Annotated in this window: 2 protein-coding genes; both read right to left on the reverse strand. The window is 33.5% G+C overall.

The window, feature by feature from the left end; genetic code table 11:
• A partial coding sequence (locus BM024_RS13540) for a non-ribosomal peptide synthetase (RefSeq protein ID WP_143077790.1) occupies window positions 1-6,114 on the reverse strand: 6,114 nt, incomplete at its 3' end.
• Window positions 6,115-6,123: 9 nt separating this feature from the next.
• Window positions 6,124-6,609, reverse strand: a 486-nt coding sequence (locus tag BM024_RS13545; RefSeq protein WP_143077791.1) for a phosphopantetheine-binding protein, incomplete at its 5' end; no start/stop codon positions are given.

Below are 6,609 nucleotides of genomic sequence, written 5' to 3' on the forward strand. Positions count from 1 at the left end.
AGGAACCATATACTCTGGCAGACTTAGTTTTAATTGTTCTTGTAATCTCCCTTTGTCTAATGCGTCTTCCAAAACCACATAACCGACCAGACGCTTGTTTCCACCTGCATCTTCCTTAGCCAGTACACAACATTGGGTTACTCCCGGTAAAGAAGATAATACATTCTCTATTTCTCCCAACTCAATTCGATAACCACGGATTTTAACCTGATCGTCTTTCCTGCCGACAAACTCAATATTGCCATCCGGTAACCAACGCGCTAAATCGCCTGTCTTATAAATTCGTTCCCCTTCTTTAAATGGATTCGCTATAAACTTTTCTTGAGTTAATTCTTCTAGGTTTAAATAACCTCGGGCTACTCCAGATCCCCCAATATATAATTCGCCAATTACTCCTATAGGCAATAAAATATTCGAAGGATCAAGAATATAAATATTCGTATTGTTTAGAGGTTTGCCTATATTAGTATTTAAATCTCCTTCTTTAAAATCATGCATTGTAGCACATACAGTACACTCTGTAGGACCATATCCATTGACTAATAGTTGTGTATTACTCCATTCCTTTAGTGTATTATATGATGAAACTCCACCTCCAATATGAACGCTTTTCAGAGCTGGCAATTCTTCCCATACAAACTGTCCAAAAAGATCTGAAGGTATTGTTAGATGGTTTATTTCATTAATTTTAATATAATCGACAACTGTAGCTCCATTTTTAATCTCATCATCAATTATATGTAAACTGCTTCCTGAAATTAAAGATGGATAGATTTCAGAAACAGACGCATCAAATGATACAGAAATTAGCTGAGAGCATATCGTGAATTGATTGATCTCAAAAGTATTGATTATGTTAAAGCATAAATTTATAACTGACCTATGCTCCACCATTACTCCTTTGGGCTTTCCTGTTGTTCCTGATGTATAAATAACATATGCTAAATCATCTGCTTTCAAAACTATTTCAGGTAAACTATCAGGATATTTAGAAATGCCCTCTTTGAAAGAATCTAAGAATAGTGTATCTATGATAATACTACAGTTACTATCTTTTTTAATATATTTTTTTCTTTCTTCGGGATAATTAGGGTCTATTGGCACATAAGCCGAACCCGTTTTTAATATTGCTAAAAACGAAATAATTGACCAGTCACTGCGATCTAAAGTTACTCCAATCAAATTATCTACATTACTTTTAATATTAGATAATAAGTAATGTGCCAATTGATTTGAGCATTTACTTAACGCGCTGTAACTTAATTCTTTTTCTCTATAAACTATAGCTATAGCATCCGGAGTACGATCAACTTGTTCTTCAAATAAATGTATTAGAGACTTATTTAAAGGGTAGGATATTTGTGTATTATTAAAAACATCTAATAGTTGATGTTTTTCTTCTCTTTGTAATATATTTAAAGCATCAACATTTACTTCTTCTTCACTTGTTACTCCTTCTATGAGCTGAATTAATGCTTGCTCTATATATGCAAGTATGCGATCAGCATTTAGATTTTCATCTACTAATACTTTTAATCCAAAATCAACACCAAAATCATCTATACTTAGATTAAATGGATAATTTGTTCTTTCATGACTTCCAATAAGCGTTATTCCTAAATCAATATCTCTAGCATTATTTTCTTCAGATGAAGATAATGAGGAATGACGATAGTTTAATAAAGCACTGAATAAAGCCGTCTCATTGGAGATATTACTCCAATGATGAATGTCAGATAAAGGTGTTTGTTCGTAGGATAATAACTCTTCTAATCTTACCTTGACTTCCTGTAAATATTCTTTAACACTTCCTTTTAATTTCAACGCAACAGGAAGTGTATTAATAAATAAACCTAAAGAATCAGCGGCACCAATAGAGCCTTGCAAACGCCCTGAAAATAAAGATCCAAAAATAGCATACTCTTTATTACTGCATCTAGCTATAACTAAACCAAAAGCAGCATGAAATAATACTGCAGGACTCATACTAAGATTAATACAGGTATTACGCAATGATGAACTTATATCTTGAGAGAGCATACTAGTGGACTCTTCGATACCTGTACCATCACCTAAAATATTGGATAGATTAAATGGATAGGTTGGTTCTTCTATTCCGTCAAATAAAGATTTAAAGTAAGATTCTCCGTCATTGATTGATTGTGCATATAACGTGTGGCTAATAAAGTTCCGGTATAAAACAGGCGTTGGAAGATTTGTACTTTCTCCTGATAGATACAACATTATTTCTTCTGTAATAACTTCTAAACCAACATGATCCATTATTAAATGATGTTGATATATTATTAAGTAGTAACATCCATTAATTGGATCATCAGCCGATTTCAATTCTAATAATGGAGCTTTTGAAATGTCCATCCAATGACTACCAGAAGCTATTAGCAATTCCAATTGTGGCAAAATAGCTTTGGACTCCTCTAAATCTAAATCATCTAATACTAATTTTGCTTCTCGCAATACTACTTGAACAGCATTAGGTAAACCATCACTTAGAAAACAAGTACGTAAAACATCATGACGGTTCACTACAAATTGTAATGCCTCGATAAAAGCTACTCGCTTTGCTGAATCAGAAAATGAAAGCAAAGTTGGAACAATGTAGAGGTCTCCCTGGGCAGGATTGCTCATTAAATTATGAAAATGAATTCCTGCTTGCAAGGGAGATAATGGATAGATGTCTTCAATATTTGAAACACCACCCGGAACCATTGTCACTATTTTATCTAAATCATTTTGATTAAAATCAACCAATAATGGCACCATTGATGGAATAATACGGTCACTTGTATTTTTAATTCCATTAGGTGGAATACTATAAACTAAAGATGTGGAAGATAATTTATCACTGATGGAAGCTATCGTAGGTCCAGCAAAAACATCATTGACTTTTATATGAAAATCCAGCGCTTGCAAGCGAGATATTAATTGAACAACTAATAAACTATGTCCCCCGAGCTCAAAGAAATTATCATGGATTCCTATATTTTCTATACCCAATAGTCCCTGCCAGATATTTACTAATTGATTCTCTGTTTCGTTACGAGGAGCAATATATTTACTGGTTGACAACTCTGAGTTCTCTGGATCTGGTAATGACTTTTTATCTAATTTTCCATTAGTGGTTATTGGCATCTTTTCTATTGATACCCAAATCATAGGAATCATATATTCAGGCAAATGCAGCTTTAATTGTTCTTGCAGCATTTCTTTATCTAATATACCTTCCATAACCACATAACCTACCAAACGCTTAGTTTTATTTACATCTTCTTTGGCCAAAACACAACACTGTCTAACCCCTGATAATACTGATAATACATTTTCAATTTCTCCTAATTCAATACGGTATCCTCGAATCTTAACCTGATCATCTTTTCTACCTAAATACTCAAGATTACCATCTGGTAACCAGCGTGCTAAATCTCCTGTTTTATAAATTCGGCCTCCTTCTATAAAAGGATTGTTTATAAACTTTTCTTGGGTTAATTGTTCAAGATTTAAATAACCTCGCGCTATACCTGCTCCTCCAACACATAACTCACCAACTACTCCAACAGGCAAAAGATTATTTTCCTCGCTCATAACATACACCTGAGTATTATCAATAGGTTTTCCAATGGATACAATATTTTTTATATCTCCTTGGAAAGTTGTAGAACAAATACTTGCTTCTGTAGGACCATAGGCATTAACGTAATTGTAATGCTGAGAAAATGTCTTCGCTAATTCTAAAGGTATTGACTCTCCCGCAGTAACTAGAGTGGTAATACTTTTTATATCTTCAACCGACAATAATTGTAAAAATGCTGGTGGTAACGTTGCAAAAGTAATTGCATTATTTGCTATAAAGTTTCTAAAAGAGATAATGTCTGATTTTACTTCTTCTTTTATGATACATAAACGACTACCACTCAAAAGGGAAATACAAATCTCCCAAATAGAGGCATCAAATGAAATACTTGCAAATTGTAGACAGGTATCTTTATTGGTAATTGAAAAAACAGAAATTTGAGATAGTATTGTATTTACGATACTTCTATGTTCAATCATTACCCCTTTCGGTTTCCCTGTACTACCTGATGTATAAATTATATATGCTAAATCAGTAGGTCCTACAACAATTTTAGGTAAATTATTAGGATATCTAGAACGATCCTTTTTGAATATTTCCAGTAATAAATCATCTACGATGACAGAACAGTTACTATCTTTCTTTATATATTCTTTTCTTTCTTCTGGGTGGTTAGGATCTATTGGAACATAAGTTGCTCCTATTTTTAATATTGCTAAAAATGAAACAATTATCCAATCACTGCGATCTAAAACAACTCCAATTTGACTACTTCCACTTATATCATTAATAGATAATAAATAGTATGCCAATTGGTTTGAGCGTTGATCTAACTCCTTATAATTTATTTTCTCATCTTCATAAACTACTGCTATAGCATCTGGTGTTTGCTTAACCTGTTCTGTGAATAAATCTATTAGAGTCTTATCTTTAGGGTATATAGCATTTGTATCATTAAATTCATATAATAATTGATACTCTTCTTTTGTTGTAAGCATAGATAAATTGCTTATCGGTTGCGTGATATTGCTTACAATACTAGCCAGCAGCTCTTGATAATGCACCAGCATTCTATCTATTGTTGCCTTATCAAATAAAGCGGTACAATATACTATGTTGAGTGAAATATGATCACCACTTTCAGAAGCATTTAATACTAAATCAAATTTAGAAGTAACCGTCTCAAACTCATATCCTGATAACGTAACACCTTCTAAGGTTTCCCTATCTTCTCCAAATATATTAGATGCGTTCTGTAATACAAATAACACCTGAAACAATGGTGTCATACTCATATCTCGAGTTGTAATCACACGATCTACTACTTTTTCAAAAGGTGTCAGCTGATAGTCATAACCCTCTAACGTTGTCTGTTTTACTCTTGACAATAAATCTCTGAAACTCGGGTTGCCACTTAAATCACTGCGAAGTGCTAAAGTGTTGACAAAAAAGCCAATCATTCCTTCTAATTCTGATTGGGTACGATTCGCAATTGGTGTTCCTACACAAATATCATCCTGCCCACTATAACGGGATAACAATACCTTAAAGGCTGATAACAATAACATAAAAAGCGTAACTCCCTCTTGTTGACAGATAGAACTTAATGAGTCTCTCAGCTCTTTTCCTAATTCTAACGAAACACTAGCGCCTTCATTGCTCTGCACAGAAGGACGAACATAATCCGTTGGCAAAGACAAGGTGCTAACACCTTTTAATTTTTCTTCCCAATAGGATAACTGATTCCCTAAAATCTCGCCTTCTAAATACTTGCGCTGCCAAATAGCATAATCTGCGTATTGTAAGCTAAGCTCCGGTAATTCAGGAGTTTTGTTGGATTGCAACGCACTGTACAATTCCATAAACTCATGGATCAAGATTCCTTCTGACCACCCATCACTGGCAATATGATGGAAAACACAAGCCAAAACATACTGCTCATTCCCTAACGTATACAAACACGCTCGCAGCTTGTAATCTTTTGATAAATCAAAAGGTTTATTCACATAGTCTGCTATAGTATTTTCCAATGATAAATCATCTGATACAATGGCGCTATCCAATGACCAGTCCTCGGCGCTGATAATTTCCTGATAACCGATTCCGCCTTCTGATAGAAGCATACTGCGTAAAACCTCATGGCGAGATATAATTTCCCGTAAGGTTTGTTCTAGTATCAATACTTCTAATGCTCCTTCTAAACGAAGGACTATAGGAATGTGATATTCTGTACTTCCTTGTAACTGATCCAAAAACCATAGTCGTTCCTGACTAAACGATAAAGGAATCTGTGTGATAGAATCTCGATTATAAGGAGTAACTTTTGATAAAGTATTTTTTCTGTTTTTTACTTGACGTCCCTCAATATATTCAACTATATGAATTTTATTATCTTTTATTTTTTGTAATAAATCGGCATCAATAATAGCAGCTGATTTAATTGTTAAGCTACCCTCATTTACTCCTATTTTAACTTTTTTATTATAAGCTTCTTTTAAAATACTTAAAACTTCTACGTTCATGTTTAAAAATTATATTTCAATAGTTATATTGTAGTTTTCTTTACCTTCCTGATCATCATTAAAATCTTGTTCAAAAAATTCAATAAGAGATGATAACTCTACAATTGTTGTATGTTCAAATATTTCTCTAATAGAAATCTCTATATGTAACTCCTTTCGGATCATCGAAACCAAACGAGTAGCCAATAAACTATGACCTCCCAATTCAAAGAAATTATCATAAATTCCTACCTTATCAATCCCTAATAATTCTTGCCATATTTCTGCTAACTCCACTTCGGTTTCGTTACGAGGTGCCACATATTCTCTACTGGATAAATCTGAATTATCAGGATCTGGTAATAATCTTTTGTTTAACTTTCCATTAGTGGTTAAAGGGAAGCTCTCCAATTGAATCCAAATCATAGGAACCATATACTCAGGCAAGCTTAGTTTTAATTGGTTTTGTAACCTCTCTTTGTCTAATTCATCTTCCAAAACTACATAACCAACCAG

The sequence above is a fragment of the Myroides guanonis genome, from assembly GCF_900114085.1.
Lineage (GTDB): Bacteria > Bacteroidota > Bacteroidia > Flavobacteriales > Flavobacteriaceae > Flavobacterium > Flavobacterium guanonis.